This window comes from Oscillatoria nigro-viridis PCC 7112 (genome assembly GCF_000317475.1).
GTDB lineage: Bacteria > Cyanobacteriota > Cyanobacteriia > Cyanobacteriales > Microcoleaceae > Microcoleus > Microcoleus nigroviridis.
On the sequence record NC_019729.1, the window covers coordinates 5,759,262 to 5,782,646 of the forward strand.

A 23,385-nucleotide genomic window follows, 5' to 3' on the forward strand; every position below is an offset into this window, starting at 1 on the left:
TAACATAATTGCCGTATTTCAGCTTAATTCTGGAAACCAGAAACCGGGTTTCTGAGGGTATCACGCAGAGCGTCCTTTCTTAGTAGAGATCTTCTTCTTTGTGAGTTTCGATCGTACAGTCAGACTTGGGATAGGCGACGCAGGTGAGGACCATTCCGGCCTCGATTTGGTCGTCGTCCAAGAAAGATTGGTCAGATTGGTCAACTTCGCCTTTGATGATTTTGCCGGCACAGGTGGAGCAAGCACCAGCGCGACAAGAGTAGGGGAGGTCGAGTCCTGCTTCTTCTGCAGCATCAAGAATGTAAGTATCGTCATCAACGTCAATGGTCTGGTTAATTCCTTCGGCTTCGCTGACGAGGGTAACTTTGTAAGTTGCCATGCACTAATCCTCTCAAAAATTCAACAAGATTTATAATTTTTCCTAATGCAACCTTCAAGGCTCTATTAGCTTTGAGGTTAGCTCTTAGGTTTGTTCCCTCTATGATAGTAGGGGATAGAAGGGAGGTTGACACACTTATTTACAAAACATTTGAATGGGATTAGTTATAAATTTTTCTAATTTCATCTTGATTACTTATACCTATGTTGGGTTCAGCCTTGTGATACTGTTGCGGCAAGACTTGCGCTAAACCACCGGGTTTCTAGCAAAAATCCTGTTTTGAGCCCTACAGCACAAAAACCGGGTTGTTGGTATGCGGTGTGTCGATCGAGTTTCAGCAAGACTTGCTGCAAGGCAAGTCCCAGCAGGCGGTGAAATGTATAGTTAGATCGCATCAAGACTTGGGTGTTGAAGGCTCGATCGACTAAATCCCACCACAACCACAGCTTAAAATCGGGGCGATAGAACCCTAAACCCCGGCAGCGCAAGTCTGTAACTATCTAAAATCTTAAATCTCAAATCCCATGACTAATATTGATACTCGCTTTGGTTTTTCGGTTAATTCTCCAATTCGCGTGGGGATTGTGGGTACTGGTTTTGCCGCTAAGTTGAGGGCCGAGACAATTCAAGCTGATGGGCGATCGCACTTAGTAGCGGTTGCCGGTCACACCCCGGAGAAAACCGCAGCATTTTGTCAAGGGTTCGGGGCAGAAGCTGCGGTTTCCTGGCGCAAGCTGGTAGAAAGAGACGATTTGGATTTGGTGATTGTCTGTACGGTGAACCGGGATCACGGGGCGATCGTCCTGGCAGCCCTAGAAAATGACAAGCACGTTGTGGTGGAATATCCTCTATCTTTAGACGTATCTGAAGCCGAAAGGGCGATCGAACTTGCCACCCAAAAGCAAAAACTCCTCCACATCGAACACATCGAACTGTTGGGCGGTTTGCACCAAGCAATCAAAGAATCTTTGCCCTTAATCGGTAAAGTTTTTTACGCCCGCTACATTACTGTTACTCCTCAACATCCAGCGCCGCAGCGGTGGACTTATCAACATTCCCTCTTTGGATTTCCGTTAGTTGGTGCAATTTCGCGACTGCACCGATTTACTGATTTGTTCGGGGAAGTGGCAAGCGTTAACTGTCAAGCTCAATTTTGGGACAGTCAGCCGGATTTCTACAAAGCTTGTTTGTGCAACGCACAGTTGCGCTTTGCCAATGGCCTTGTCGCTGAAGCTGTATATGGAAAAGGAGAGACTTTTTGGCAGTCGGAAAACATTTTCACCATCTACGGAGAAGCAGGAACGCTGGTTTTCACTCCCGAATCCGGTCAATTAATTCAGGGAGAAAATCGGCGCAACCTCAAAGTAGGAACGCGGCGCGGCTTGTTTGCCAAAGACACCGATATGGTGTTGGAATATTTGTCAAGCGGTACGCCTTTGTACGTGGATAAGGCTAGTAGCTTGTACGCTTTGAAGGTGGCAGATGCTGCGAGGCGATCGAGCGAAATTAGGCAAACTATCGCCCTTATAAATTCATAAAAAGCCAGCAAAAAAAAGGTTATTTAATTTGGGAAAAAATCCAATATAACTGAGATATTGCACCTTTCTCAATTACCTATAACAATCCTAATCCTCCCATCATTTGTGTAATTCTTGTAGGGGAAAACCCACGCCCGGTTGCCCCCATGAGGCCCAGGGCGGTTTCATTCTCACGAAAATCGCGATTTTGACTCTTGTAATGCCAAGAATGCCTAAGCTGTCGCGCATTTAAATTGTAGATTCAGGGCGGGCTCATAGGCCCACCCCACAAGACGGGGAATTGTTTTTTAACAGACAATTTAAATGGAGAACAGCTTATCAGCTTCAATAGTGGTATAAAAGTAATGATGGCGATGGAGCTCGCCGAAACCGCCCTTCGTTATTAATAATCTTCATAACGTTTAAAAGGCTGATGGCTCCTACTGTTCCGACTTGTGGCGGAAGGGTAGGATGGTGCGGATGCCTCGATCGATCTTTCCCCTACAAGTCACGTTCATCCATTCAGCTTCAAGGTGGCGTGATGTTAGAAAGTACGATCTGGATTTTATTAATGGGCTTTTTTGTCGGGCAGATTGCTCGACGGCTGAAAGTTCCAGCACTGGTAGGTATGGTGCTGGTGGGCATTTTATTAGGCCCGCAACTGGGGAATGTCATTAGCCCAGAGGTTTTGGGCGCAGCGAATTCCCTTCGCACCATTGCCGTGATGGTGATTTTGATGAAGGCGGGGTTAGGACTCGATCGCGAAAAGCTATCCCAACAGGGAACCGTGGCGCTGCGATTAGGCTTTCTGCCTGCAGCTTGCGAGGCCATCGCCATTGCTGTCGCCGCGATGTGGCTGCTTCAATTTGATTTTTTGACGGGGCTACTGCTAGGCTGCATCATTGGCGCGGAATCTCCAGCAGTAATTGTTCCCGGAATGCTGCGGTTGAAAAGTCTAGGTTGGGGAGTAAAAAAAGGAATTCCCGATGCGATTCTGACGGGAAGTGCCTTGTCAGATGTATTGCTGTTGCTGGTGTTTAGCCTACTGCTAGCGTTTCTGTCCCAAGGGAAAGCTACAGCCATTACCTTACTGGGAGGAATCACCCTCAGCCCTCTGCAATTGCTGCCATTTCAAATCATCATCCAAATTACCTTGGGGGTGATTTTGGGATGGGTGACTGCTCGAATTTTGGTGTCACTATTAGTCAAGCAAAACTGGACTCAAACTGCGGTTCAGGACTCCCTAGTGGCTGCTGGCTTTGCCCTAGGGCTGGTAGTATCAGCCGAACATATTCCGGTTTTTTCTGGCTATTTGGCTGTCATGGCGGCGGGGTTTTTCCTGATTGAGTTGGATGCGCCTTTAGCACGAAGATTGCGGGGTGGCTTTGATAGTTTGTGGACGATCGCGGAAATTATTTTGTTTGTGCTACTGGGAGCCAGTATTCAACTTAATGTATTAGGCAATACCTTGCTGGTTGGTTTGCTGGTATTGGCGATCGGGACTCTGATTGGGCGATCGCTCGGTTGGTATCTTTCCACTTTAGGTAGTAATTGGACTGGGAAAGAACGGCTGTTTCTGCTAGCAGGAAATTCCGCTAAGGCAACGGTACAGGCGGCGATAGGGGCAATTCCCCTAGCTCAGGGCATTGCTGGTGGCGAGACGATTTTGGCGATCGCAGCCCTCTCAATTTTAGTAACCGCTCCCTTGGGTGCTTGGGCCATACCCACCTTTGCTCCCAAACTATTAGAAAAAGGCGAAGTAGACCCGACAAAAGTAGCGATTTCCGGTCGTCCAGTTTTTCTCGCAGCAGTAGACGCTTCCCCCCTCACAACAGATGTTTTAACTAAGGCCGCAGACTTAGCTAGGCGCAGTGACGGGGATGTGATTGTTTTGTATGTGGATAATCTGGGAGATAAAAAGGCGATCGCCCAATTACAACAACAAGCACAACGAATCTTATCAGATATTCGCTATGAGTTCCTGAGTCTTTCTGGTACAGTGCCAGAAGAGATTGTCCGCGTGGCGCAAGCTCGGCAAGTAACAGATATTGCGATCGGGAAACGAGGTCATCAACCTTGGGAACAAGTGCTAGTAGGTTCGGTTTCTCAAGCCGTCTTAGAAACCAGTCCTATTCCTGTCATCTTGGTGGAATCTAGTTACAAGTAATATCAAATATGGGTTTTCTATCCCCTCGATCCTCTTCTCCCCTCTTTGTGTCCTCTGCGCCCTCTGCGGTTCACGATCGAGGCGCTATTTAACGCAGATTTAGGCTCGCTGAAATCGAGCCTAAATTTATCCAAAATCATCATTTATTATGAAACATCTCCCTCAATTTCAGCAGTTCACAGTCATTCCGCAACTCAGCAAGTGGTTCATTATTTCTTGTATCGTTGGTATGCTTTCCGGTCTTGGTTCCGCCGCTCTACTCGCATCTTTAGAATGGGCAACAAATTGGCGAGAATCTCATTTATGGGCGATCGCCTTACTGCCCGTAGGTGGATTTTTCAGCGGTTGGATTTATCATAAATATGGCAAAAAAGTAGAAGCCGGAAATAATCTTTTACTCGAAGAGATTCATCATCCCCAAAGTATTATTCCCTTACGAATGGCTCCTATGGTGCTGTTAGGGACAGATTTAACCCATTTATTTGGAGGTTCAGCAGGTCGAGAAGGGACAGCCCTACAAATTGCGGCATCCCTTGCCGATCAGTTGACTAAAATATTCCACTTTAAACCCAGGGATCGCCGAAATTTATTAATGGCGGGGATTAGTGGAGGATTTGCTTCGGTTTTTGGAACTCCCTTAGCTGGAACTATCTTTGGTTTAGAGGTTTTAGCCATTGGAACGATTAAGCATAGCGCTCTTTTTCCCTGTTTAGTTGCAGCAGTTGTGGGCGATCGCATTACCTTAAATCTGGGGTTGCATCACACCGCATACCGCCACGCTGCGCTTGTACCAAGCATAACTCCAATGGGGCTAATTTCTGCAATTATAGCTGGCATAATCTTTGGCATTGTAGCGATGATTTTTGCGAAACTAACTCATCAAATTAGCCACTTCTTTAAAGCCAAGATATCCTACCCTCCTTTACGTCCGGCAATCGGCGGTTTTATTGTGGCATTGACTGTTTGGGCGATCGGATCAACTAAGTATATCGGTCTTGGTATTCCTACCATTGTCGAGGCGTTTTATACTAAGTTACCGCCTTGGGATTTTGCGGCAAAAATAGGTTTAACGGCGTTGACATTAGGGGCTGGTTTTAAGGGAGGTGAAGTTACTCCTTTATTTTTTATTGGCGCAACATTAGGTAATGCTTTGTCATTAATCTTGGCATTACCAGCACCTTTATTGGCGGGCATGGGATTTGTGGCAGTTTTTGGCGGTGCTGCAAATACACCGATCGCTGCAATTTTAATGGGAATTGAACTTTTTGGACTAGAATCTGGGGTGTTTGTCGCGATCGCTTGTGTGATGAGCTACCTTTTTTCAGGTCATACTGGCATCTATAGCTCACAGCGTATTGGGGCTAAAAAACACCATTTTATACCAATAAAAAAGGGCAACATTGGGAAAAAGTTGCCCAGGAAAGCGCTTTAAAATCAGATAAAATCTCAAAAAAATAATTAATTTTATGACTGACATTAATAGCATAAATTAGAGATTTTTGGGAGCGTAATCGCGTCAGCGCGATCGATGATGCTTCTCTGTCAAGTTCATCGCCCAAATGAATTATTTGATTGTTATACGGTTGATAATTGTACAGCCAGGAGGCAAGGGCTTAGCAATGTCTTCTGCTAAGGCTTTCTCTGAAGCATCCTTGACCGTACCCTCTGAGATAATCTCATTCCCTTCATCATCCGCGTCTAGATGGAAGGGCTTCAGCGTTTGAGCGTTTTCGAGTGCATCCTCTACTCGCTCAGCCGCATCATCCAGGGTAAGAGCATCTCAATCAGTCTTGACAAAAGGATTTGAGAAGAAGCATCATGTATTAATCATTCATTGCAGCCCGTTTACTTTTCTGTCGCCAGCTACGCTTGAGAGTAGTTTCTTGATTTACAGCATTCAGGGAAATCCGTCCGATAGCAGCCAAGTTTCGAGGGCTATTCAACGACCGAATGCGAGATCGATCTTCATTGAAAGTAACATCTAAAATCCAATGTTCTTGATTTTCAATGCTCCCATGTTGACGAATAGCGCGACCATTAATTCGGTCATCTACGGGTAAGGAATTTAGGTAAAATTGTACTTCATGAGTGGTTTTATTCCACAGATAACGGAAACGTTCTACAATAACAATAGTCTGAATATCTGTCCAGTATTCTGGTTTGTAGAGTCCCCCTAGTGTCCCCACTGGAACCGCCCCAACTTTTCGAGTTTCGACGCGATGTTGAATAACACCTTTTGCACTGTGGACAAACCCATACCAATGAGGCCGAGGGCTTGTTCGCGCAGTTGTGTCTCAAAGGTGCTGAAATCGACCGTAATATTGCGCTTTTGCAGAAACCATTGGACTGTTTCCAACAGTGCGATCGCCGAGACTCAAAATTGAGGAGCCTGTTCAATAAATGCTGTGCTTGGAAAAGGGTAGCTAATCCTTACGTTGCCATTAACCCACCTAGAAGCCACAAGGCAAGTAAAAACACCAGCACTACCCCTACCCAACGAGGAGGAAATGAGATACAAATTTGACTGGAGAGTTCAGCAGAAAGGCGAGAATAGCTGCAAAAATAAAAACAATCAGAACAGTTTCAAAATATGCCAAAACCTGCACCATCACCCAGCCAAGCGTCAATAGTAGCAGGTAGCGAATGAGTGGAGCATTGTTCAGGTGTTCCCACATCCGATTGGTGTTAATTTTTGGATTGTCTTTTAGAGCCTGTCAACCTCTCCACGGTTCCTCATCCGCCTGATTAAAGGTTTTGCTATACCTTATTGATTTGATTTATGCTGACCTAATTATTGAAGTTTCCCTGCAATCAGACCGACAAGCACAATCAGACCCAATGCTCTACGAAAGTAATTAACGCCTTGAAATAATTCTTCCCAAGCCCAAGTAAACAAAGACCCAAAGGCTACTAGCTCCAACCCTAAATTAATTTTACCTGTTGTAACAATGAGCGTTAATAAACTAGCTACAATCCCGACACTCAGTGGTAGATTTGGCATCTGAGCTATAACAATTTTGCCTTCGCTGTCCCGGAATGTGCGATCGAACAATGTGTTTTCCATGAGTTTCTCGTGTCAATGTAATAAATAGAACCAGGTTCACATTCAATACTGCGGGGGTTTTTGGGAACGATACTACAAGCTTTAGAGGGCAAGGATCGTAAAAAAGTCGAATTAAATGCAAGTCAGGAGTGGAGATGACATTGATTTAATTATCCACATTGGCTCAAAATCATTGAAAATTAGCCATTGGGCCCTAGAAAAACTGTCGGCACTATCGATCGGCACTATTGAACAGTGAAATATGGGATTTATCCTGAATCGTTTTTTTTATTCCCTGTCATGAATTTATTCGGCTTGTTTATCCCATCATTTTAAAGATTTTTGCGTTGAGTGGTTATAGGGTACTTTCATAGTAAAATTAAAAATTTTAAATATCCTCTCTCGCTTGGAAGAGTTTAGATGAGAATATTATCTATAATTGGACAGACACGATCTTTTTTCTACTATCGCATCGAGAGCGATCGACCTCATGCTCAAATCCAAGGTTAGCAATTCACAGGTCTAAACCTTTTCGTCAAGCAGGCTTGAACCTCTGTTGGCAGTGCAGTAATTTCTGTTTCCACAGCTTGAATTGATTGTGTAGCGGCTATTTCTGCTCGATCGCTCTCAGCATCCTGACTCAGCAAAAATTAGGACTTACGCATTGACAAAATAACCAAATAGTGAATTGATAAAGAGGGAACGTCTACTAACGGGTATCCGACAATCAGAAAAATAACTAAAACCTCGACAGCCCAATGCAATAAGGACATTGAATTTAGCGTACTCTGCGGTACACCTTACCCATATTAATTCTAAACCTAGCAATTCTGCTCTTACCCACAAATGCTACAATCATCTGTAAACTTCTCTCTTTCTTAACTCTGCGTTCTCTGCGTTCTCTGCGGTATAAAAAATACTCATGTTGAAACTTTACGAATATTCTCCCTCTGGTAATTGCTACAAAATTCGCTTGCTTTTAACTCAGCTTAATATTCCCTTCGCGAGGAGAGAGAGAGACATTCTCAAAGGAGAAACTCGAACTCCTGAGTTTTTAATTAAAAATCCTAACGGGCGTATTCCTGTTTTAGAAATAGAAGCGGGTGAATTTTTATTTGAATCAAATGCAATTATGTTTTATTTGAGTGAAGGAACAGAATTTTTCCCCAGTGATAAATTTGAACGCGCCCAAGTCATGCAGTGGTTATTCTTTGAACAATACAGCCATGAACCTTTTATTGCGACTTCTCGCTTTTGGTATTTGACAGGTAAAGCTGAGGAATACAAGGAAGCACTTCAACAAAAACAAGCACCGGGTTATGCTGCTTTGGGAGTGATGGAACAGCATTTAGCAAACCATGCTTTTTTTGTAGGCGATCGCTATACCATTGCTGACATAGGTTTATTTGCTTACACTCACGTTGCTGACGAAGGTGGATTTGATTTAACCAGATTTCCAGCAATTCAAACTTGGAGCGATCGGGTAAAAAGTCAGCCTGGATATATCAGCATTCAGCAATAACAAGATTCATGTTATTTATTATAGATGGGTTCGGCAATCCCTGAGTTTTCACTTAAAACTCCCGACAAGTCGGCTACCTTAGATCGGTAGTGGGGAATGTTTTTAGTTCGTAGTCTGAAACCGTCGATTTTCCCTTGGTAGCGAATTTGCCTTGGAGCCTTGCAATCGTTATTCTACGCTTGACTATCAAAAACTGTCCGAAGTATTGACAGATGCTATGCTACAAGTTACTAAAAAAGATATTCATAACAGGTTTGCTCATTGTTGCTACTGTAAGTCATGACTATAGGAAAGGCTATATCCGCTGCAATCAAGTAGAAAATAATGAATCAAAAACCCGCATTTTTAATGTGGTTCAGGGTTCAGGTGATTCAGCACACGCACCCAACCGCTATCTTTAAGCCATCAAGATAGTAAAAAAGTCCTGCTTATTTACCATTTTTTTGACTAACTGGATCGAAACCAGCAACTTCTGCCAGCGTATAAAGTGGCCGGCCCTTCACCTCCTCATAAATCCGCCCTATATACTGGCCCAAAATCCCAATACTGACCAACTGTACCGCACCCAAAAAGAAAACCGCCATCATCACAATTGTCAAACCAGTTAAGGCAGAATTTGGATTAAAAAGCCGCCAATACAAAATCAAAAAAGCCATCAGTACAGAGGCAAATGCAGCAAATAACCCCAGATAAATCGAAAGTCGGAGGGGAACTTTTGAAAAAGATACTAAACCATTCATCGCCAAACTTAAAGATTTTCTGAAGGTATACTTAACCTCGCCTGCAAAGCGCGGATCGCGTTCAAACTTAACCGCCGTTTGTTTAAAACCAATCCAAGCCCGCAGTCCCCGAATGTAGCGGTTACGTTCGGGCATGGCGTTGAGTACATCCACGACGCACCTATCCATCAAACAAAAATCTCCGGTATCTATCGGAATATCAACATCAGCAAGATGGCGCAAAATGCGATAATACATATAAGCCGGCAACCGCTTAAACCAACCTTCTTGACGGCGTTGAGTGCGTTGAGCATACACAACTTGATAGCCCTGCCGCCACTGTTCTACCATATCTATAATTAGCTCTGGGGGGTCTTGCAAATCCCCGTCCATGATGACTACAACTTGACCTCTAGAAAAGTTTAAACCAGCAGTTACAGCTATTTGATGACCGAAATTGCGGGCAAAACTGAGGTAACAGATTCGCGAGTCTTTTTCGTGCAATTCTCGCAAAAGTTCGAGAGAGCGATCGCGACTGCCATCATTGATTAAAATTAATTCTACTGGGCCGTCCATTCGCTCCATCACGGCACTAATTCGCCGATACAATTCAGCGAGATTTTCTTCTTCGTTATAGATAGGAATTACCAAGGAATACTTAGGTGTATCGTTCATTACAGTTTCTGTTTAAAAATCGACTTTTCAACCGTTTAATTAAATGTTTGTTTTCGCCCAACACCCTGGCTGCTTCACGAGAGAGATTGGCACGTAATTTCGCTCTTTTAGTCAGACAACAGCAGCCCACAAAATAGCCTCGTACCCAAACTTATCTATTTTCTTACATAAGAAAAATAAAATATACCATAAGACTGAGGCACAAAGACTGAGGCACAGCGAAAATATCTGTTATCATAGATGTTTGATCTGACTATAAAAATTACAATCATAACCCATCGATTCAACATTGCATGACAAATTCTAATGATCTTTGGCAAGCAAATCAAGACTTAAGCGAAGCTTGTCTGCAACATCTTTTTGTCAGAGGGATTGCTGACGGCAGCCTCCCCCAAAATAGTTTTGCATATTACGTTGCACAAGACGCATTTTTTCTGCGAGCTTTCGCTCGCGCTTATAGTATCGCTGCGGCAAAAGCACCCGACTGGGAGGGGTTTGAAATCCTTCACAATCTCGGTAGTGGCGTTTTAGAAGAACTTCGTTTGCATCAAGGATATGCAGCCAAATTGGGTGTAAACTTACAAGAGGCAAAACCGGGAATCGCTACCCGCCACTACACAGATTTTTTATTAGCGACAGCCTGGGGAAGTGGTGTAGGTTTGACAGTAGCTGCGATGACTCCTTGCTTGCGGTTGTATGCTTTTTTGGGACAGCAGCTAGCTAAACCTAATATACCGGAACACGCGTTTAGCGACTGGATTTTCACCTATAGCAGCCGGGATTTTGAGATTTTAGCAAAACGGCTGGAAAGTTTGGTCGATCGCTACGCAGAAGCTGGACCGGAAGTCGAAGCAACCTATCGCTACGCTATGCTGTGCGAAAGGGGTGCATCTCAGTTTGGCAAATACATCAAATTGAAAGTTGACCGTTGAGATAAGCACAGCGAAGAGCAAGGATAGACGAAACGTTCTCAATATTCCATTGTGATTCCGATATTTTTACCCTTAATCCAATACGTTTAATTATTGATTAAATTGTTCCCGAACCAATCGAACTTATGGATTCTTCTTTGTAGTATTGATAATTTACTACTCGGCAGCAATGGGTCTCTAAATAATTACAAAACGTTTTAAATGCTTGACCTTTAAAGTCTTTAAATATTTTGATAACTTCATCAATTTTGCCTTGCCATAACAGAGTTTCTGCTGATTTTAATCGTTTTATTGAACCCCCTACCTTGTAGAGATTTTCTTTTAGATGATACCAATCTAAGATTTCTTGTCTTTGTTCATTATCTCCAATTTCTTTAAAAGACATCTTGCGAAAGTGCGCTCGTTATAGGTAAAATAAAAGAAATAATTAGCTTCCATAAGATGAATTACGAACAAGTACAAAAGTTAAACCCCGCCGACTTTAAACGGTACTGTGGACTACATCAAGAGGGTGCATCTCACTTTGGCACATACATCAAATTGAAAGTTGACCGTTGAGATAAGCACAGCGAAGAGCAAGCATAGAGGAAACGTTCTCAATATTCCATTGCGCTCCCGATATTTTTACCCTTAATCCAATGCGTTTTATTGTTGATTCCACTGTTCCAGAACCAATCGAACTTATGGATTCTTCTTTGTAGTATTGGTAATTTACTATTCGGCAGCGATGGGTATCTAAATAATTGCAAAACGTTTTAAATGCTTGACCTTTAAAGTCTTTAAATAAATTTATAACTTCATCAACTTTGCCTTGCCATAACATATTTTCGGCTAATTTCAATCGTTTTATTGAACCCCCTACCTTGTAGAGATTTTCTTTCAGATGATACCAATCTAAGATTTCTTGTCTTTGTTCATTGTCTCCAATTTCTTTAAATATGTTCCAAATTCCGGCATGGCCATCTCCGAGGCAATACATAGGATGTAGTAATTTTTGGCTATTAGTCCAATCAATTAAATCTTGATTATTTTGAAAAAACGCTCCCGCATAAATATTATCTAAACACACGGCTTTATAGTCTTTCCAGTAACAGCTCTCGCCCTTGGTTGCGTTGCGTAGTCTGACTTTACCGCCATCCAATGTAATTTCTTTGACTCCTTGTTGAGATGTAGGCAATTCCAATTCTTGTCTTTTGACTAATCTTTGTAATGTACTGTGAGAAATTTTGATCCCAGTAAATTTTTCCAAATCTTTTTCTGCCATTTGATAAGATTCGTTAGCACTGATTAAAAGACAGCAATTTTCCATCAGGGGACTAAATTGACTGTAAGCTTTTAAGCCAAAATATTTTGCCTGATTATCTGTAATGTCGAGCGATCCGATTATTGATTTTATTTTTCGGGGTTTTCCTGTTTGAATTCCTGATACTGCTGAAAAAAAAAGCTACCTATTTCTGGACCAACCTCTGATAACATTTTCTGACGGACTGCTTTTTCTATACTTTCAAAAGTTTTTAACTCAGTTGGCTCTGTATTTCTGTAAAGAATTTTTGCTACCGCTTTTAAGTGGGCTTTTAGTTGTTGTTGGTCTGAGGGTGTCATTTTATTTACCTCATCTTTATTTGACGATTTTACTAGCTTTTTCATTTTAACTCTTTTTTGACACATTCGCAAAAGTGAGATGCACCCCATCAAGAGACATTCAAAGAGATGGTAAAAATAGTCAAAGCAGAAAAAGTTTTTCAAAAAAAATCAGGCAGACCAAGTAAATTGTACCCAGAAGACCAAATCTTAATGACATTATCCTATTTGCGAGAATATCCTACTTTTTTTCATCTGGGAATTAAATGGGGTATTAATGAATCAAATGCCGATCGAATTGTAATTAGAACTGAGAAAGCTTTAATAAATTCAGGTTTATTTAATTTACCTGGCAAAAAAAGTGTTTATCAAAGTCAAATTCACGAGATAGAAACTGTAGCGGTGGATGTGTCTGAGCATGAAATAGAGCGTCCCCAAAAAAAGCAAAAGAAATATTATAGTGGCAAGCAAAAATATCATACAATAAAATCGCAAGTTTTAGCCAACACAAAAAGTGCCGAAATAATATGTACAGCTTTTAGTAACGGGAAAACGCATGATTTTAGTTTGTTTAAAAAAAGCAAGATCGGGATGAATAAAGAAGTTGAACTTTTAGGTGATAAAGGTTATCAAGGAATCAAAAAGATTCATAATAATAGTAGAACCCCCATCAAAAAAACCAAGAATAAAGAACTGAGTCAAGCCGAAAAAGTTTTAAATCGCCAACTGGCAAAAGCAAGAATTATTATTGAAAATATACATCGAAGTTTAAATATATTTAGAATACTTTCATCCAGATATCGGAATCGAAGAAGGCGCTTCGGATTAAGATTTAATGTCGATCGCTGGTATTTATAATTATGAACTTTATTTAAAGACTAAATTAGAGATCGCCTGAGACTTTCGCAAGAGGTCTATTGTTTCGATGCCCCATCGAGCGGCATAAACGCAGAGAGTTCGAGGTAAGCTCCTTAGTGGTGCAGAAAACTATTTTTGTTAATAAGAAAATGACATAACTTTAGAAAATTCAATCCGCCGCTCTAACTTCGCTAGTTTTTTGAGAGAAGCACAAGCGGGAGGAATTTTCACCCAAGGAATGGGCGTGAGAAGTGGAATTAAACGAGCTTGATGACATAAACTTTTCATAGCTCTGATACCAAGCTGTAAAAGGCTTAAACCTCTTTCACCATGCCAATCTATCTTACTTATGGAGATTGTTTCTATCACTATTAATCCCAATCTAATTGCTAATATTTCAGCAATTTATATCATCATTAATAAATTACTCAAAGCTTTAGCGTCCCTAATTTTCGACCTTAAGATATCAAACCTGCCCGACTTATAATCTTTAAATCGAGGTTCAATTCCGCCAAATCTTTTGCCATATAGTTGGAATGTTTGTAGTGATCGGGGTGTATTTGTTAGTACGGCCCAAGGTTCTTTCACTCCACGACAGTTAGCCGTTCCACTCATTGCACTCTACATCACCAAGCACTTTAACTCCTGAAAATAAATACACTTGGTCTTTAGGTGGAAATAGTTCCTTTAAAGATTGTGTCTTGCCCGACGCCAAGGTGATTTGGAGATTAGATTTGACTCTAATGCCCCAGTTCCACTGCTGTGCTGTGAGCCACCGCATCAGCTCTCCATGTTCAAACCCTCTGTCAGCCAGTAAAGTTGGCTTTGCGTCTGTTGGTAGTCGAGATTTAGCTGCTTCTAACACGGGTAGATATTGCTCGCAACTAATTGTAGAACTACCATGTTTAATCACAGTTTGAGCCAGAGTGATAGAGCGACCGCCCCACGCCACACATACTTCAATCAGGCAATAAGTGTCCCAAAACATACTGGTATCTATGACTAGAATTAGTTCTTGCCCTGTCCATTCTTTGAGAAATTGTTTAATCAATGGCACATACAACACTGCTTAGCCCTAATTGCTGGATTATTCATGAAGTAGCTAAGTCGCTCCATATGGCTACGGGCTTGGCAGTCCCGATGGCTGAGGTAAGGAATCCAGTGGGAAGCGCAAGCACTTTCCGATTCTAATATTGCTGCTACAATCTCTGCACAGTTCTTCAGATGGCGAAAATCTTTGGGGACAATCCATTGACCAAGTTGTCCGAGTAGTTGACGATAGAGTGGGGGTGTAGCCATTATTTTACGTGGATTTGTTTTTCGCTAAAACTATCGAACCACGGCGCAAGCCCCTTTTCTCCATTAACTATGATTCTCTACGCTCCTTAAGCATCTCAGGAGTTTTCTGCACCACTAAGGGAATGTACCTGACGAAAGTAACTTTTCAGTAAGGTGAAATAGGAGAAAAGGAAAAGGGCTCGCCGCGAGCCCTTTTCCTTCCCGATGCGCGATCGCAATTGAAATCCCCGACTTCTTTTATAATTCGGGGATATGTGTGTTATGGCTGCGAGGCTTCTACCTTAGCAGCATCTTCAACCACAGGATGAATTAAAGTAGATCGCAAACCTTGCCGAATTTCCGAACTCAAATACCTGCGCTGCAAAACCTGCCATTTTTGCCAAGCTGCGTAGCGATTTTCGGCCAACAAACCAGCCAATTTCGGCAACTCTTTTTTCAGATCGCGATCTACAAAATCTGTCAGAAACTCCCCTAAAACTTCACTGTCTTGAATATCGCCCAAACATTCCTGAACAGCTTTCACATCTTCGACATAAACTTCGTAAGTCTCGCTGTAAAAATCCCCAAACAGATTCATCAAATAGCGAACCCGCTTAGCTTGCTTCCGCAAATCGTGCAGAATAGTTCCCTCCGCTGCTAACTTCTCTTCGACAGCCTCAGCATTCAAATCATCAGCAACTTTAACTTTGCCCTCTTCATATTCTGTGCCCAACAGCCAAGCCGGATGCAGGAAAAACTCGCTGACTTGAGGTAACAGTAAATCTGGCAAAACCTCAGCAATTGGTAAATGTTCGATCGCCTGAAACTTCGGTTTTTCCAGCCAATCCTCGATCGACTGCTTCAGCGATTCGTAGCTTTTGTGCTCTAAAATCGCCCTCACCTCTTTCAAAGCCCGGTGTCGCTGTTTGAGCAAATTCAACAAAGCCTTATCCAAAACTTCCTGTTCGTCAGCCGACAAATTCGGGTAATAGCGGTTTTGGAGACTTTCGAGCATCACATCCAAATCCCTGAGCGTTCCCAGAATCCGGCCCACCTTACCAATTTTACGTTCAGAAGCCTCTTTTGGCCAATCTAAAACCGGAGCAAAACCAGTCACAGCCGATCGCAAACGTCTCAATCCCACGCGCATTTGATGAAGTTCTTCGGCGTCTTTGTCTTTGATAACTTCAGCCTCGTGCGCTACACTTTTGCGGAAATATTTCTCAATCGCCCCAGATGCAGCGTCTCCGAGAGTTTTAACTTGAGTTTTAACTTTTGCTGATGTTTTTACGTTCATGGCAGATGTAGATTTCACTTTGCAGATCGACTTTAATCTCGATTTCAAAGCTTTGCTAATAAGGGGTTATATCCTAGCACACACTTTTAATTTAGGCAGCGCAACCCGAATAAATTTTAATATAAAGTTCTTGACAATTTCTACTAAATCAGCATTTAGCAATCTCCCATCTTCAATCTCCCATCTCCCATCTTCAATTTTCAATCTCCCATCTTCAATCTTCAATCTCCCATCTAAAATCTAAAATCTAAAATAGAATTACCCTCCTTCACCCTTGATCTCATAAAAATCTCCAATCTCCCATCTCCCATCTTCAATTTTCAATCTCCCATCTAAAATCTAAAATCTAAAATAGAATTACCCTCCCTCGCCCTTGAGCTCATAAAAATCAGATTTTTGGCGCTCTTGCTCAAATAGGTTAAGATCGCTGCAAACCGATATTTATTCGCCAAAGGGTGAGAGAGGGTGCGATCGGGAGGACAAGTTTTAAATTAAATCAAACCCGCCCAGGCTGCCCGACTTCAAAAAGGCAGTTTAGCCTTTCCAGTCTTTCTCAGATTGCGAGAGCACGTAGGTTGCTACATCCTCGATTTGTTCGGGCTTCAAGCGGCCGGCGAAAGCAGGCATAGCATTTTTGCCCTTAGTTACCTGAGTGGTAATAGCTTCCAGAGAATTCATGCCGTACTTTTCAAGAGCTTCCTTTTTCAAGGTTTTCATAGCCATAACCACGTTGCCGCCACCGATGTGACAAGCAGCACAGTTGGCGCTAAAGATTTTAGCTCCGTTAGCGGCATCTCCTGCCAAAGCAGGGCGGCCAAAGCCAACGGTAAAAATTGCGATCGCTAACAGGGCGATCGATAAGAGTCTTTTCAACGCAGTTCTCCTCTAATGGACACGAAAAGGGTGATTCTTTAGATATTTTACCTGTTAAAACAGGCGCGATCGCGCAGCCGTATCGCCTTCTTCCGAGTAATTTACCACTTTTTGGCAGTGGCAGTTCAACTCTCAAAATTCTCCGCGCCCCAGCCCGGAGCTTTCTGAGCAGCCCGGATCACAAAAGCCGCTAAATTTTCAATCTCAGCCTGTGGCATCCAGCTTTCCGGCACTTCGCGGCACCAAAAAGTCTCTTCAGTACCGTCATAAGTCATCGGTTTTCTCAGATATGCCACCAGACTATTGATGTTGTTGCGGGGAGGCGTTGCCCCTTTGAGGTCAGCCAAAGACAGAGATACCGTCGGATCGGGCAAATTAGCTCCTCCGACGTGACAATTCAGGCAATTTTGCTCGAACAATACCTTGCCCGCAGACAAATCCTGAGCCGAAAACAAGCGAGTATGTCCCTCAGAGTCCAACTCCAGAGCCACAGGTTCGCTGGCTTGTAAATACCTATTCACGTAAGAATCGGCAGCAGCCAAAACAGGTTGAGGAGCCAACAGCACGAGCGGCAAAATAATTAACATCCCCAACAGAAAGCAGACAACAGCACCACGACGCAGCATGAGGGACTACAACCTTTTGCGATAATCAATGAGCAGGAGGTAAATTTTAGATTTCAGATTTTAGAGCGAAAAACGACCGGCCAGCAATTCTTGCCGAAGTTCAGCCCTCTCCCAATCCAAAATCTAAAATCTAAAATCTAAAATCGATTAGCGAGCGCCTTTGCCACCAGCCCACTGCTTGGAGACAATTTTCGGCTGCAACAAAATGTGACCGGCAATTGCGTACAAATCGTCATCCGAGAGATTTCTCATCTCAGGGAAAATATCCGCACTCTTCATGCTCGGATGCAGTTCCGAAATTTCCTCAAACCCGTCATAAGTCGTAGGATTTTTCATGTAATCCACCAGCGACTCAATATTATTCCGGGGCGGGTTCGCCAAAGCCAGAGTTTCCGGGCTCAAATTCACGTTCGGATCAGTTTTTGTCATCCCCGCAGCGTGACATTGAGCGCAAGCCGAATTGAACAGGCGTTTGCCTTGCTCAACTTGTTTGAGGCTCAGCACCACTGGAGTACCCTTGTCATTCAAAGGCAGAGTGCGAAGTTCAGGACTCAGTTCGATAGCCATCGCACTGCTGACAAATAACTGAAAGCTCAAGAATACAGCGGTGAGAGCAATGAAATATCTTTTAAGCATGGTTCTCCTTAAAAAAATCCGGCAAATTATTGAACGCTAAGAGATCGTACCTGGCAAACAGATTTGTGTTCAAAATTCCCTGATTCTGCAACAACTGGCGAAAGTTTGTGCAGCCATACCTTTAAAGGTAGAGGAATTTTGCGATCTAATCTGCAAGAAGTTTTGAGTCGCGCCTTTTTTCGAGAGCGGACATAATTGCCTTAACATCCTCCAAAGCCAAACGGGTTTGAGGGTGCTTGTAGGCAATTTCCAACTCGTCGCACAAGCGGATCACGTCTTCAACAGGGACGTTGAAGTCCTCTGCTATTTCTGCGATGGACAGGTCTGCAAAACCCATAATTTTTAGGTCGCTGACAGGTCAAAATTGAGTTGACGGCTATTAACTGAAAGCCGGACAATTTTAGAAAGCGCTGTTAGCTTGTTCTGTTAGTTTGTTCTGAGATTTTGTTCGATCTATCGCAAGCTAACTAACCGCTAACTGCTACTAGGCATTTTTGCCCAGCCAAACAGAGGGGCCAATCAACTTCCGATCAATATCATCCCACTGCTGCGTCGTTATTACCAATAGGAGTTGCGAGCGCGCGGCTCAAAACCCGGTGTCTGCGTGAACGTCTCGTTACTAAACTCAATATTTTTGGTAGAAGCCGGGTTTTGAGCAATTCCTCAGAAATTTCCCTCTGTGCCCCCCACTCAGCAACAGACAATCCTCCGCAGCAGCAGCTTAGGGAGAAAGTTTGACAGCGTGAGTCTGCGGGGGCAAAGCGTGACTGTCGCTGGCTTCGAGGGCGGAGAATTCCGAGCCGGCCAAGAAAGGCTGGGGCTGGTGGAGGCTGATGAGCTGACCGAGAGTTTTCTTTAATTGAGTCCGGGGTACGATCAAGTCTACAAAACCGTGGGCGAAGGAGTATTCGGAAGTTTGATAATTTTCCGGCAGCTTTTCGCGCAGAGTTTGCTCGATTACCCGGCCGCCCGTAAAGGCCACAGTAGCTTTTGGCTCTGCAATTATAATGTCTCCCAGCATGGCAAAACTAGCGGTGACGCCGCCGGTGGTCGGGTGGGTCAAAATCGGGATGTAAAGCAGTCTCGCTTCCCGGTGGCGTTCCAGAGCCCCGGAAATTTTAGCCATTTGCATCAAGCTGAGCATTCCTTCTTGCATTCTTGCACCACCGGAAGCGCACACCACGATCGCGGGCAAGCGTTCCCGCGTGGCGTGTTCGATGAGGCGAGTCAGCTTTTCTCCGACAACTGAGCCCATGCTGCCGCCGATGAATTGAAATTCCATGACTCCGAGGGCGACTGGCAAATTTTCTAGTTTGCCGGTGCCTGTTTCTACGGCGTCTAGGTGGCCTGTTTTTTCTTGAAATTCTCGGAGTCGATCGCTATATTTTTTTCGATCGCGAAATTTCAGGGGATCGGTGGCGTGCAGTCCTTCGTTAAGGGGCACCCAGGTATTGGGATCGATCAACTGCTCGATGCGATCGTCACTGTAAACTCTGATATGATGCCCGCATTCCAAGCAAACCATTTGATTTGCTCGCAGGTCTTTGGTATAACTCAGGGCACCGCAAGCTTCGCATTTATTCCAAAGTCCGTCCGCAATTTCTCGTTCCGGCCGTTCTTGGGAGTTCGGTACTGATTTTCGTCGATTTGCAAACCAATCAAATAGAGACATTAAAACTTGCTAATTGGTAATTGGTAATTGGTAATTGGGAATTGGTAATTGGTAATTAGTAATTGTTAGTTGTTAGTTGCTAGTTGTCAATTGCTAGTTGTTCAGTGACTAATGACTAATGACTAATGACTAATCACCAGATTGTGGCTCATCTTCAACTGGACTGATGAGGAGCGATGCTGTTCGCTGGTGTTCTGGAAGAACTTGCAGGGCTGTAGCACTTCCAGCCCCCAAATAAGATGCTATGCCCAAGTCTACAATCCGGGCCGGGATTTCATGAGCAGCTAGGAGCTGCTGCATTAATTCCGCTTCCCAACGAAAGCTAGTAGTTGTAAGTGTAATCCAAGACACGGAACAATTTTACCAATTTTTGAGACAATACTATGTTCGATCGCGCCTGACTACCTGCCGCTCAGAAACTAAAATTCGGGAAAAACAACTGCAAGTAAGTAGATAAGATGGCTTCCCCCCACAGAGCAGTAATTGCTGCACCGAGAGCCAGAAAGGGGCCGAAAGGCATGGGTTGACGCCGATCGAGCAACCCCAGGGCGATCGCCCCGCCACCGGCAAAAGCCCCGACTATACAGGCGATGAATCCCGCTAGCAGCAAGTATTTCCACCCCAGCCAAGCTCCCATCAAGGCGGCCAATTTGGTATCTCCGGCGCCCATAGCATTCTGCCCGAGCCCGATCGAACCGGCGAGTCCGATCGCGTCAAACAGCCACAACCCGACAACTGCTCCGGCGATCCCATCGAGTACCAGATAGTGTATCGAGTCGATCGGACTAAATGTCGGCCACCAACCTTTCGCCATTTGGAAAACCAATCCGACCACCAAACCCGATCGAGTTAAAGAATTAGGCAAAGTCATTGTATCGCAATCTATCAAAGACAAAGCCAACAGCCAGCTAAACAAAGCCCAAAAACCCAGAGTTTGCACTGTTACGCCAAACCGCCAGAAGATTAACAAAAACAGCAAACCCGTAGCGGCTTCCACCAACGGATAGCGGGCAGAAATCCGACTGCGGCAGTGATTGCAGCGTCCCCGCAGCCACAGCCAACCGAACACGGGTATATTTTCGTAATTTCTGAGTTGATTTAAACATTTGGGACAGCGAGAAGGAGGGTGGATCACCGACAAACCCGCAGGCAACCGATAGACTACCACATTTAGAAAGCTGCCAATAGCAGATCCGACAATAAAGACGATCGCCGTCACAAGGCAATTAAAGATTATTTCCATTAAGTTGACTGTTGACTGTTGACTGTGGTTATTTATTAATTGTTATATTCTGTTCGGTCAATTACCCATAAGGTTTGTAGTAATACCAATTTAATATGAAGCTGCCTAGAATAGGGCTTCAAGAATAAACTTGTAACATGACAACGAACTAATTTGCTCAGGAGTGATTTTTTCAAGAACTTGTTTCAATCGCTCTCGCAATCGATCCAGTGTTGTAAAAACTTCTCCAACAAGTTGCTGTTTGATATATTCCCAGACCCTTTTAATTGGATTAAGTTCTGGACTATGTGAGGGTTAACAGACAGGAATTAAATTTTCGGGTTCTGATAGTTCATTAGTGATATGAGCGCCTGCTCTATCCATGTTAATCAGGGCAATATCTTCACCCAATTAAGCGAGAAAGATCGTCAATACATTGCTGAAAATCTTCTCCGTTAAGCGAGCGCGTATTCTTGGCCAAAATGCCAGCCACTCAATGGTTCAACTACCCCATACAACCCAAAATTTTCACGTTTCCACAGTAGGGGAGCAACTGGTTTTACCCCCCTAGCTGTAATTAATTTTCCTGTCAATATTTTCAATCCCAAACGGGTTTAATCTTGACACAAATATCGTAGCCTTTTGCCCTTACCAAAATATTTTTGAAACGTCAATACTGCTGGAATGATGTTTTTTTAAAAAGCTCCACTGCTTCTACGTCCTGTAAAGCACTTTGCGGACGTGGCACTTTCAGTGAGAGCTTGGAGACGATAATGCACCCAGGCATAGACTGTTGCATAAGTAAGGAATAGATTATACTCGCTGTTGAGCCATTCCACAATTGCCCCGTAGCTTTTGAAGGGGACTCCTGTTGCCAAACGTTCTTTTAGTCCTTCTAATACATCACCTGTCAAGTGTGGTTCTTGTCCTGGGGCTTTTTTTACCAACAATAATTCCGACAATCCACCCCGTCGATACTTTTGCAACCACCTGCTTATCGTAGATTTGTCTCTCCCCAAACGATTCGCTAATTCTTGATGCTGCTGTACTTGCCCTGTTTTTAACCATAATACTTGTATTCGTTCTCTTTGACTGGCAGTACGAGTATTTTTTAGTTTTTTTTCTAAAAATTCTACGCTTTCTTCAATTGTGATTTTTAAAATACGAGCCATAAAACGCACCAGTAACGCTACCTATCTATTATATGCAACTTCACATAAAATTGGTATAAGGACTTTAGTCCAATGGCACTGAAAAAGTGAGCAAAAAAAAATATCTAAGGCAATATCTGCGTAGATAATTGCCTTACAAACCAAAATATCTCTCTCTAGTATGCCCAATCGTGCGTCTATTCTCAAGCAACAATTTTTACAGAGCGTCGCCTTACCCTGGAAAGAATTGCTACCAGACTCTAAAGTCAAAGAGCTTCTGGCCGGGCGAGGATCTCAGATACTACAACAGCGTCAATACACCGATAGTGACCTTATGGGCGATGGTATCTCAGGTACTAGATCCAGACAAAAGTTTGAGTCAAGCGGTGAAGGGGATGAGTACCTGGCTGAGTGTAGCTCGAGTCAAGCCTCCTTCTTCAGACACGGGGGCATACAGTAAAGCTCGTCAACGACTACCTGAAAGACTTGTCCAACAGTTAGTACCCGTAGTGGCAGAGGCACTAGAAAAGCAAGTTCCTCGCCTAACAGCAATGGTGTGGACGACAGGTGCGGGATCTCGCCGGCACAACCGTGTTGATGAGTGATACCCAGCCCAATCAAGCTGAGTATCCGCAACACAGCAATCAAAAAACTGGGTGTGGATTTTCCCATCGCGAAAATGGTAGTGCTCTTTTCATTGCTCACAGGTGCAGTGGTATCGGCTGGTATTGCTTCATTGGCGACGAGTGAGATTGTGATGAGTCGCCTGTTGTATGCGAATTTAGTTCCCTCCGATGTGATATTAGCCGATCGAGCCTGTGCGGCAATTATCTCGATTTAGTTTTGGTAAAACAGCAGGGAGCAGACGCTGTTTTTCGGAAAAATCATCTCCGTAAAAAGGACTTAAGGGCGGGGTAAGAAGTTGGGAATTGGCGACCATAAAGTAGTCTGGAATAAGCCCCAACATTGTCCCAAACACATCAGTAATGAGGAATTTGAGGAATTACCATCTAATTTCATTGTTCGGGAAGTCTGAAGAGCGAATTCAACGCCGTGGCTTTCGACAAGAGCGTATTATTGTAGTCACAACGTTACTCGATGCCCAGCGCTACACTGTTCAAAAATTAACTCAGTTATATGGACGGCGCTGGTCTGCTGCTGAAGTTAGTCTCCGGCATCTTAAAACAACGAAAGAAAATGGAGATGTTAACAGCTAAAACTCCGGCAATGGTCAGAA

The 23,385-nt window shown here is 43.6% G+C and carries 25 protein-coding genes, 3 pseudogenes and 1 riboswitch; of the genes and pseudogenes, 8 read left to right on the plus strand and 20 right to left on the minus strand.

What is annotated here, in order from left to right:
- Nucleotides 1-79: 79 nt before the first annotated feature.
- Together OSC7112_RS23985 and OSC7112_RS23990 are read right to left on the minus strand one after the other, a co-directional pair.
- On the minus strand, nucleotides 80-379 hold the full coding sequence (locus OSC7112_RS23985; RefSeq protein WP_015178327.1) for a ferredoxin: 300 nt from the start codon (nucleotides 377-379) through the stop codon (nucleotides 80-82).
- A 212-nt stretch (nucleotides 380-591) separates the two neighbouring features.
- Nucleotides 592-867 carry a hypothetical protein gene (locus OSC7112_RS23990; RefSeq protein WP_041622712.1) on the minus strand — a complete coding sequence of 92 codons (276 nt, stop codon included), beginning with the start codon at nucleotides 865-867 and terminating at the stop codon, nucleotides 592-594.
- Between the two features lie 36 nt (nucleotides 868-903).
- Between OSC7112_RS23990 and OSC7112_RS23995 the strand changes: the two genes are divergently transcribed.
- The 3 genes from OSC7112_RS23995 (at nucleotide 904) to OSC7112_RS24005 (ending at nucleotide 5,495) form a co-directional block, all read left to right on the plus strand.
- Nucleotides 904-1,917 (plus strand): Gfo/Idh/MocA family protein, encoded by a 1,014-nt coding sequence (locus OSC7112_RS23995; RefSeq protein ID WP_015178328.1) that lies wholly within the window; start codon nucleotides 904-906, stop codon nucleotides 1,915-1,917.
- 340 nt (nucleotides 1,918-2,257) lie between these two features.
- Nucleotides 2,258-2,346, plus strand: a riboswitch (Fluoride riboswitch).
- Nucleotides 2,347-2,437: 91 nt separating this feature from the next.
- Nucleotides 2,438-4,063: a cation:proton antiporter gene (locus OSC7112_RS24000; RefSeq protein WP_041622713.1), complete on the plus strand. Its 1,626-nt coding sequence runs from the start codon at nucleotides 2,438-2,440 to the stop codon at nucleotides 4,061-4,063.
- Between the two features lie 148 nt (nucleotides 4,064-4,211).
- Nucleotides 4,212-5,495: a voltage-gated chloride channel family protein gene (locus OSC7112_RS24005; protein WP_015178330.1), complete on the plus strand. Its 1,284-nt coding sequence runs from the start codon at nucleotides 4,212-4,214 to the stop codon at nucleotides 5,493-5,495.
- Between the two features lie 132 nt (nucleotides 5,496-5,627).
- Here the strand turns inward: OSC7112_RS24005 and OSC7112_RS42465 are convergent, their stop codons facing one another.
- The 5 genes from OSC7112_RS42465 to OSC7112_RS40130 form a co-directional block, all read right to left on the minus strand.
- Complete coding sequence (locus tag OSC7112_RS42465; protein ID WP_150111691.1) at nucleotides 5,628-5,831, minus strand: BON domain-containing protein; 204 nt, start codon at nucleotides 5,829-5,831, stop codon at nucleotides 5,628-5,630.
- A gap of 55 nt (nucleotides 5,832-5,886) precedes the next feature.
- Nucleotides 5,887-6,249, minus strand: coding sequence for an ISAs1 family transposase (locus OSC7112_RS24010; protein ID WP_051041546.1), 363 nt, complete (start codon nucleotides 6,247-6,249; stop codon nucleotides 5,887-5,889).
- Complete coding sequence (locus OSC7112_RS34695) at nucleotides 6,237-6,419, minus strand: hypothetical protein (RefSeq protein ID WP_051041547.1); 183 nt, start codon at nucleotides 6,417-6,419, stop codon at nucleotides 6,237-6,239. The genes OSC7112_RS24010 and OSC7112_RS34695 overlap by 13 nt, the downstream gene beginning before the upstream one ends.
- Nucleotides 6,420-6,854: 435 nt before the next feature.
- Nucleotides 6,855-7,127, minus strand: a complete 273-nt coding sequence (locus tag OSC7112_RS24020; protein ID WP_015178331.1) for a hypothetical protein — start codon at nucleotides 7,125-7,127, stop codon at nucleotides 6,855-6,857.
- A gap of 485 nt (nucleotides 7,128-7,612) precedes the next feature.
- Nucleotides 7,613-7,753: a hypothetical protein gene (locus OSC7112_RS40130; protein ID WP_190274261.1), complete on the minus strand. Its 141-nt coding sequence runs from the start codon at nucleotides 7,751-7,753 to the stop codon at nucleotides 7,613-7,615.
- A 275-nt stretch (nucleotides 7,754-8,028) separates the two neighbouring features.
- Here OSC7112_RS40130 and OSC7112_RS24025 point away from each other — a divergent pair, with 275 nt between their 5' ends.
- Nucleotides 8,029-8,628, plus strand: coding sequence for a glutathione S-transferase family protein (locus OSC7112_RS24025; protein WP_015178332.1), 600 nt, complete (start codon nucleotides 8,029-8,031; stop codon nucleotides 8,626-8,628).
- 428 nt (nucleotides 8,629-9,056) lie between these two features.
- Here the strand turns inward: OSC7112_RS24025 and OSC7112_RS24030 are convergent, their stop codons facing one another.
- The gene (locus OSC7112_RS24030; RefSeq protein ID WP_015178333.1) at nucleotides 9,057-10,022 is read right to left on the minus strand and encodes a glycosyltransferase family 2 protein; all 966 of its coding nucleotides are present in this window, start codon (nucleotides 10,020-10,022) and stop codon (nucleotides 9,057-9,059) included.
- Nucleotides 10,023-10,315: 293 nt separating this feature from the next.
- Between OSC7112_RS24030 and OSC7112_RS24035 the strand changes: the two genes are divergently transcribed.
- The gene (locus OSC7112_RS24035; RefSeq protein WP_015178334.1) at nucleotides 10,316-10,954 is read left to right on the plus strand and encodes a TenA family protein; all 639 of its coding nucleotides are present in this window, start codon (nucleotides 10,316-10,318) and stop codon (nucleotides 10,952-10,954) included.
- Here the strand turns inward: OSC7112_RS24035 and OSC7112_RS24040 are convergent.
- Nucleotides 10,932-11,333 (minus strand): annotated as a pseudogene (locus tag OSC7112_RS24040) (ISKra4 family transposase); the annotation flags it as partial. The gene OSC7112_RS24035 and the pseudogene OSC7112_RS24040 sit on opposite strands and share 23 nt — an antisense overlap.
- A 156-nt stretch (nucleotides 11,334-11,489) precedes the next feature.
- A protein-coding gene (locus tag OSC7112_RS24045) for an ISKra4 family transposase (protein WP_150111641.1) occupies nucleotides 11,490-12,556 on the minus strand; the annotation gives its coding sequence in 2 pieces (ribosomal slippage) (nucleotides 11,490-12,388 and nucleotides 12,388-12,556; 1,068 coding nt in all).
- 90 nt (nucleotides 12,557-12,646) lie between these two features.
- On the opposite strand from OSC7112_RS24045, the pseudogene OSC7112_RS24055 reads away from it, so the two are divergent.
- Nucleotides 12,647-13,433 (plus strand): annotated as a pseudogene (locus tag OSC7112_RS24055) (IS5 family transposase); the annotation flags it as partial.
- A 98-nt stretch (nucleotides 13,434-13,531) separates the two neighbouring features.
- On the opposite strand, the pseudogene OSC7112_RS24060 reads toward OSC7112_RS24055, so the two are convergent.
- The 10 genes and pseudogenes from OSC7112_RS24060 to OSC7112_RS24105 form a co-directional block, all read right to left on the minus strand.
- Nucleotides 13,532-14,692 (minus strand): annotated as a pseudogene (locus OSC7112_RS24060) (transposase).
- Between the two features lie 259 nt (nucleotides 14,693-14,951).
- Complete coding sequence (locus OSC7112_RS24065) at nucleotides 14,952-15,968, minus strand: CHAD domain-containing protein (RefSeq protein ID WP_015178337.1); 1,017 nt, start codon at nucleotides 15,966-15,968, stop codon at nucleotides 14,952-14,954.
- A 534-nt stretch (nucleotides 15,969-16,502) separates the two neighbouring features.
- Complete coding sequence (gene petJ / locus OSC7112_RS24070; RefSeq protein WP_015178338.1) at nucleotides 16,503-16,841, minus strand: cytochrome c6 PetJ; 339 nt, start codon at nucleotides 16,839-16,841, stop codon at nucleotides 16,503-16,505.
- 125 nt (nucleotides 16,842-16,966) lie between these two features.
- Nucleotides 16,967-17,467 (minus strand): photosystem II cytochrome PsbV2, encoded by a 501-nt coding sequence (gene psbV2 / locus OSC7112_RS24075; RefSeq protein WP_015178339.1) that lies wholly within the window; start codon nucleotides 17,465-17,467, stop codon nucleotides 16,967-16,969.
- A gap of 147 nt (nucleotides 17,468-17,614) precedes the next feature.
- Entirely contained in the window at nucleotides 17,615-18,103 is a 489-nt protein-coding gene (gene psbV, locus OSC7112_RS24080; protein ID WP_015178340.1) for a photosystem II cytochrome c-550, read from the minus strand.
- 145 nt (nucleotides 18,104-18,248) lie between these two features.
- Nucleotides 18,249-18,440 carry a hypothetical protein gene (locus OSC7112_RS24085; RefSeq protein WP_015178341.1) on the minus strand — a complete coding sequence of 64 codons (192 nt, stop codon included), beginning with the start codon at nucleotides 18,438-18,440 and terminating at the stop codon, nucleotides 18,249-18,251.
- Between the two features lie 384 nt (nucleotides 18,441-18,824).
- Nucleotides 18,825-19,775 carry an acetyl-CoA carboxylase, carboxyltransferase subunit beta gene (gene accD / locus OSC7112_RS24090; protein WP_015178342.1) on the minus strand — a complete coding sequence of 317 codons (951 nt, stop codon included), beginning with the start codon at nucleotides 19,773-19,775 and terminating at the stop codon, nucleotides 18,825-18,827.
- A 129-nt stretch (nucleotides 19,776-19,904) separates the two neighbouring features.
- Entirely contained in the window at nucleotides 19,905-20,126 is a 222-nt protein-coding gene (locus OSC7112_RS24095) for a hypothetical protein (RefSeq protein ID WP_015178343.1), read from the minus strand.
- Between the two features lie 61 nt (nucleotides 20,127-20,187).
- Complete coding sequence (locus OSC7112_RS24100; protein ID WP_015178344.1) at nucleotides 20,188-21,018, minus strand: prepilin peptidase; 831 nt, start codon at nucleotides 21,016-21,018, stop codon at nucleotides 20,188-20,190.
- A gap of 674 nt (nucleotides 21,019-21,692) precedes the next feature.
- Entirely contained in the window at nucleotides 21,693-22,169 is a 477-nt protein-coding gene (locus OSC7112_RS24105; protein ID WP_150111598.1) for a helix-turn-helix domain-containing protein, read from the minus strand.
- 320 nt (nucleotides 22,170-22,489) lie between these two features.
- Between OSC7112_RS24105 and OSC7112_RS38575 the strand changes: the two genes are divergently transcribed.
- Nucleotides 22,490-22,753, plus strand: coding sequence for a hypothetical protein (locus OSC7112_RS38575; protein WP_150111599.1), 264 nt, complete (start codon nucleotides 22,490-22,492; stop codon nucleotides 22,751-22,753).
- A 74-nt stretch (nucleotides 22,754-22,827) separates the two neighbouring features.
- The gene (locus OSC7112_RS40135; protein ID WP_190274262.1) at nucleotides 22,828-22,989 is read left to right on the plus strand and encodes a hypothetical protein; all 162 of its coding nucleotides are present in this window, start codon (nucleotides 22,828-22,830) and stop codon (nucleotides 22,987-22,989) included.
- Nucleotides 22,990-23,385: the final 396 nt, after the last annotated feature.

Excerpts from the sequence above, each read along its gene's own strand:
- accD (WP_015178342.1), bottom strand. The coding sequence starts at position 19,775 with ATGTCTCTATTTGATTGGTTTGCAAATCGACGAAAATCAGTACCGAAC.
- OSC7112_RS24065 (WP_015178337.1), bottom strand. The coding sequence starts at position 15,968 with ATGAACGTAAAAACATCAGCAAAAGTTAAAACTCAAGTTAAAACTCTC.
- OSC7112_RS24000 (WP_041622713.1), top strand. The coding sequence starts at position 2,438 with ATGTTAGAAAGTACGATCTGGATTTTATTAATGGGCTTTTTTGTCGGG.
- OSC7112_RS24035 (WP_015178334.1), top strand. The coding sequence starts at position 10,316 with ATGACAAATTCTAATGATCTTTGGCAAGCAAATCAAGACTTAAGCGAA.
- OSC7112_RS24020 (WP_015178331.1), bottom strand. The coding sequence starts at position 7,127 with ATGGAAAACACATTGTTCGATCGCACATTCCGGGACAGCGAAGGCAAA.
- OSC7112_RS24085 (WP_015178341.1), bottom strand. The coding sequence starts at position 18,440 with ATGGGTTTTGCAGACCTGTCCATCGCAGAAATAGCAGAGGACTTCAAC.
- OSC7112_RS24100 (WP_015178344.1), bottom strand. The coding sequence starts at position 21,018 with ATGGAAATAATCTTTAATTGCCTTGTGACGGCGATCGTCTTTATTGTC.
- psbV (WP_015178340.1), bottom strand. The coding sequence starts at position 18,103 with ATGCTTAAAAGATATTTCATTGCTCTCACCGCTGTATTCTTGAGCTTT.
- OSC7112_RS24025 (WP_015178332.1), top strand. The coding sequence starts at position 8,029 with ATGTTGAAACTTTACGAATATTCTCCCTCTGGTAATTGCTACAAAATT.
- OSC7112_RS38575 (WP_150111599.1), top strand. The coding sequence starts at position 22,490 with ATGGTATCTCAGGTACTAGATCCAGACAAAAGTTTGAGTCAAGCGGTG.
- OSC7112_RS23995 (WP_015178328.1), top strand. The coding sequence starts at position 904 with ATGACTAATATTGATACTCGCTTTGGTTTTTCGGTTAATTCTCCAATT.
- OSC7112_RS24030 (WP_015178333.1), bottom strand. The coding sequence starts at position 10,022 with ATGAACGATACACCTAAGTATTCCTTGGTAATTCCTATCTATAACGAA.
- OSC7112_RS24105 (WP_150111598.1), bottom strand. The coding sequence starts at position 22,169 with ATGGCTCGTATTTTAAAAATCACAATTGAAGAAAGCGTAGAATTTTTA.
- psbV2 (WP_015178339.1), bottom strand. The coding sequence starts at position 17,467 with ATGCTGCGTCGTGGTGCTGTTGTCTGCTTTCTGTTGGGGATGTTAATT.
- OSC7112_RS40135 (WP_190274262.1), top strand. The coding sequence starts at position 22,828 with ATGGTAGTGCTCTTTTCATTGCTCACAGGTGCAGTGGTATCGGCTGGT.
- OSC7112_RS23985 (WP_015178327.1), bottom strand. The coding sequence starts at position 379 with ATGGCAACTTACAAAGTTACCCTCGTCAGCGAAGCCGAAGGAATTAAC.
- OSC7112_RS24005 (WP_015178330.1), top strand. The coding sequence starts at position 4,212 with ATGAAACATCTCCCTCAATTTCAGCAGTTCACAGTCATTCCGCAACTC.